At 73.9% G+C, this 4,038-nt stretch carries 4 protein-coding genes; 1 reads left to right on the top strand and 3 read right to left on the bottom strand.

The annotated features are described in order from the left end of the window. The 3 genes from ACFFNX_RS44115 to ACFFNX_RS44105 form a co-directional block, all read right to left on the bottom strand. The coding region (locus ACFFNX_RS44115) for an arsenate reductase/protein-tyrosine-phosphatase family protein (RefSeq protein WP_378212232.1) at positions 1–352 on the bottom strand (352 nt) is incomplete at its 3' end. A gap of 322 nt (positions 353–674) precedes the next feature. Further along, a complete protein-coding gene (locus ACFFNX_RS44110) occupies positions 675–896 on the bottom strand; it encodes a hypothetical protein (protein ID WP_378212231.1) in 222 nt (73 codons plus the stop codon). Between the two features lie 18 nt (positions 897–914). Next, a complete protein-coding gene (locus ACFFNX_RS44105) occupies positions 915–2,999 on the bottom strand; it encodes a S9 family peptidase (RefSeq protein WP_378212230.1) in 2,085 nt (694 codons plus the stop codon). A 102-nt stretch (positions 3,000–3,101) separates the two neighbouring features. On the opposite strand from ACFFNX_RS44105, the gene ACFFNX_RS44100 reads away from it, so the two are divergent. After that, the coding region (locus ACFFNX_RS44100; RefSeq protein ID WP_378212228.1) for a serine/threonine-protein kinase at positions 3,102–4,038 on the top strand (937 nt) is incomplete at its 3' end.

Raw genomic sequence — 4,038 nt, 5'->3', positions numbered from 1 at the left:
GGGCGAACTCCCGCAGGGCGAAGGTGCGGTCGCGCGCCTCGGGGGTGCCGGCGAGGATCGCCTCGCGGTGCCGTTCCTCCATGGTGAGCAGGCGTACGGCGGCGGCGACGATGGCGGGCGTCAGCCGCCGGCCGCGGTGACCGTCGTCCTCGATGCCCAGCGCGCGGAGCGCCGACGCCGACCCCGGTGCGATCGGGCTGCCCTCGTGCCCGTACACCCCGGCGCTCTCGGCGACGACACCGGCGGCGTCCGGCCCGGCATCCCGCAGGGCGTGCCGGATCATCACCTCCGCCATCGGCGACCGGCAGATGTTCGCTGTGCAGACCACGACGATCCGGAAATCCTCCGCCATGCCCGGAATATTAGTGGTCCGCCCCCGCAAGTCCTCCGGGGATGACGAAGCGGCGGCCGCCGTCAGAACACTCCGTATGGGTGGAGCACCTCGCCGGGCATCGGTCGAACGACGTCCCAGCAGTCGACGCGGTGGCCGGGTCTCCGTCGGCGAGCAGGTGCCCGGCGCGGGCCCATCGCCGGACGCACCAGACGTGCGGTCCAGCGGATGGCGTACCGGGCCCGGCGGCATGTCCGAGCGCGTCGCCCGCGGTCCGGGCGCCCGCCGAACGCCTCCTGGCCGTACGGCGTCCCATCACGCGTGCGCGAAGGGACGGGACCGCTCAGGGCTGTTCCTCCGGCCCGGGCGCGGGGGCGTCGACGTAGCGCTCCCCGCACCCGGTGCAGCACCACCGGGAGGACTCGACGACGCATCCGGCGAGGACGACCTCGCCGGCGTCGAGGGCCCGCTGAAGCTCCTCGGACGGGCGCACGCGGCCGTACACCAGCCGCGCGACGCGTTGGCCGCAGCGCGGGCACGACGGCAGCCTCGTCTCCTCCGGCACTCCGGCTCTCCTCCGGGTCTACAGCGCGTTCTTGAGGAACTCCACCTGCAGAAGCATGAGGTTCTCCGCGACGACCTCCTGCGGCGTCATGTGGGTGACGCCCGACAGCGGCAGCACGCTGTGCGGCAGGCCCGCGGCGAGCAGGGCCGAGGAGAACCGCAGCGTGTGCGCCACCACCACGTTGTCGTCGGCGAGTCCGTGGATGACCAGCAGCGGGCGCATGGTGCGCGGGCCCTCCTCGCGCGACACCGCCGCGATCAGGCTCGCCCGCTCGTACGGTTCCGGGTCCTCGTTCGGGTCGCCGAGGTAGCGCTCGGTGTAGTGCGTGTCGTACAGGGTCCAGTCGGTGACCGGGGCACCCGCCACCGCGGCGTGGAAGACGTCGGGGCGGTGCAGCACCGCGAGTGCGGCGAGGTACCCGCCGAACGACCAGCCGCGGATCGCCACGCGTGACAGGTCGAGCGGGAAGCGCTCGGCCGCCGCGTGCAGGGCCGTCACCTGGTCCTCCAGCACCGGCCCGACCACGTCGCGGTGGATCGCCCGCTCCCACTGCGGCCCGCGGGCGGGGCTGCCGCGGCCGTCGGCGACCACGACGGCGAAGCCCTGGTCGGCGAGCCACTGCGACTCGGCGAAGGCGCGCCGGGTGGCGAGCACCCGCTGGGCGTGCGGACCGCCGTACGGGTCCATGAGCACCGGCAGCGGCTCGTCGCCGGAGTAGCCGGCGGGCAGCAGCACGGCGGTGCGCAGTTCGCGCTCGCCGGCCCGGATCAGGTCGACGTTCACCTCGATCGCGGGCGTCTCGGCGTGGGAGGCGATGTGACCGAGCGTCCGGCCGGCCCGGTGGACGGTCGTCTCGGCGCCGAACCGGTCGAGCCGGCCGCCGCTGATCACGGTGGTGCCGCCCTTGCGCCGCCCGCCGAACACGCCGCTTCCGTCGCTCATCCGGGTGAGGCCGCTGCCGTCATAGACCCACACGTGGATCTCGGTGGGCTCGTCGGAGGCGGTGAACACCACCGTGTCGCCGTCCACGCTCAGCACGGACCGTACCTGCAGGCCCGCCGGGGTGACCGGATCGCCGGCGACGAGCAGCCGGCGGGCCGTGTCGTCCTCGGCGACCCAGACCAGGTCGCCGCTCGCGGTACGGGCCGGCACGCCGGGCACGATGTCGATCCAGACCGGGTCGGTGTCCTCGCGTACGAGCGTGGTCTCGCCGGTGGCCGGGTCGGCGGACAGGATCCGCATGACCTTCTGGTCGCGGGTCTGCACGACGAGCAGGATGCCGCCGGAATCCCAGCTCGCCGCGGCGAGGTAGGGGTAGGCCGCGCGGTCCCACTCGACCGGCCGCCGCCGGCCGTCGAGGCCGAACACGGCCAGCGAGACGTCCGCGTTGGGCGTGCCCGCGGCGGGGTAGGCGACCTCCACCGGAGGCCGTCCGGGGTTGGCCGGGTCGGCGATGTGCCACCGCTGCACCGGGGACTCGTCGACGCGCGCCGCGAGCACGGCCTCGCCGTCCGGCGACCACCAGAAGCCGCGCATGCGCTGCATCTCCTCGGCCGCGACGAACTCCGCCAGCCCGTAGGAGACCTGGTCGTCCTCGGGCTCGGCGAGCGCGCGGTCCGCGCCGGAGGCCACGTCGATCACCCGCAGGGCGCGCCCGGACACGTACGCGACGTGGCGGCCGGTCGGGTCGGGACGCGGGTCGAAGACCGGGGCCACGGCGTCGAGCGGCCGCACGTCCTTGTCGAGGTCGGTGACGAAGAGCCGTCCGGACAGGGCGAAGGCGGCGACGGTCAGCTCGGAGTCGGCCGCGTACGAGGTGATGCCGCCGGCCTGCTCGCGGGCGCGCTCCCGGCGAGCGCGCTCCTCGGCCGGCAGGTCCTCCTCCCCGGGCAGGTCGAGAGTGCGCGGGTCCACGATGAGACGCTCCTCGCCGGTCGCGTCGTCGCCGACGTCGACCGTCCACAGGCACGTGACCGGATCGGTGCCGTGCCGGGAACGCAGGAAGACGACGCGGGCGCCGTCGGACGACACGAGAAAGCCGCGCGGGGCACCGAGTGTGAATCGCCGGGTTCGAGCGCTCTGTCGTGGGAAGCTGAGGGTCATGCCTTCGATCCTGCCAGCCGGACACAAGCGTCGCGAAGACGGCCGCGGCCCCGGGCGAACGGCTACGGTAGTCACCCGCAGACTTCCCATACAGGAGCGTTGATGCCGGACGGCCGTCCACTCAAGCCAGGTGACCCGGAGCGGCTCGGTGCCTACACCATCACGGCGCGCTTGGGCGAAGGCGGCCAGGGGGTCGTCTACCTGGGCCGGTCCGCCTCGGGCGAACAGGTGGCCGTCAAGCTGCTCCGCGCCGACCTCGCCCAGGACGATGTCGCGCGCTCGCGGTTCCTGCGCGAGCTCGACGCGGTCAAACGGGTGGCGCGGTTCTGCACCGCGCAGGTGCTCGACGCCGACGTCGACGGCGACCGGCCCTACATCGTCAGCGAGTACGTCTCCGGCCCGTCGCTGTACCAGCTCGTCTCCTCCGACTCTCCGCGGTCGGGGGCGGACCTGGAGCGCCTGGCCATCGGCACGGTGACCGCGCTCGTCGCCATCCACCAGGCGGGCATCGTCCACCGCGACTTCAAGCCGCAGAACGTCCTCATCGGCGCCGACGGGCCACGGGTGATCGACTTCGGCATCGCGCGGGCCCTCGACGCGGCCGCCACCATGACCAACTCCGCCATCGGCACGCCCGCCTACATGGCGCCCGAGCAACTGTCCGGCGAGGAGATCACACCGGCCGCGGACCTGTTCTCCTGGGCCTCGACGATGGTCTACGCCGCGACCGGGCAGGCGCCGTTCGGCCAGGACACCGTCATGGCGGTGATCCATCGGATCGTCAACGAGCCGCCGGACCTCGGCTCGATGGAGGAGCCGCTGCGCGGCATCGTCGCCGGCTGCCTCGCCAAGGACCCGGCGCAGCGCCCGCAGACCCAGGCGCTGCTGATGCGGCTGCTCGGCGAGGAGGGCCTCACCCCCTCGCCGGCGGGCTCCGGCGACCCGGAGACCGCGATCCTGGGCCAGGGCGCGGCGTTCGCCGGCACGGCCGTGGCGGACGCGATCCCGTCGACGGAGCCGTCGTCGCGGCTCACCGGGG

The organism is Actinoallomurus acaciae, assembly GCF_042429965.1.
Classification (GTDB): Bacteria; Actinomycetota; Actinomycetes; order Streptosporangiales; family Streptosporangiaceae; genus Actinoallomurus; species Actinoallomurus acaciae.
This window is presented reverse-complemented; position numbering and strand designations above follow the sequence as displayed.

What these genes read in the sequence shown, in the direction of transcription:
- ACFFNX_RS44105 (WP_378212230.1), bottom strand. Translation starts at nt 2,999, where the DNA reads ATGACCCTCAGCTTCCCACGACAGAGCGCTCGAACCCGGCGATTCACA.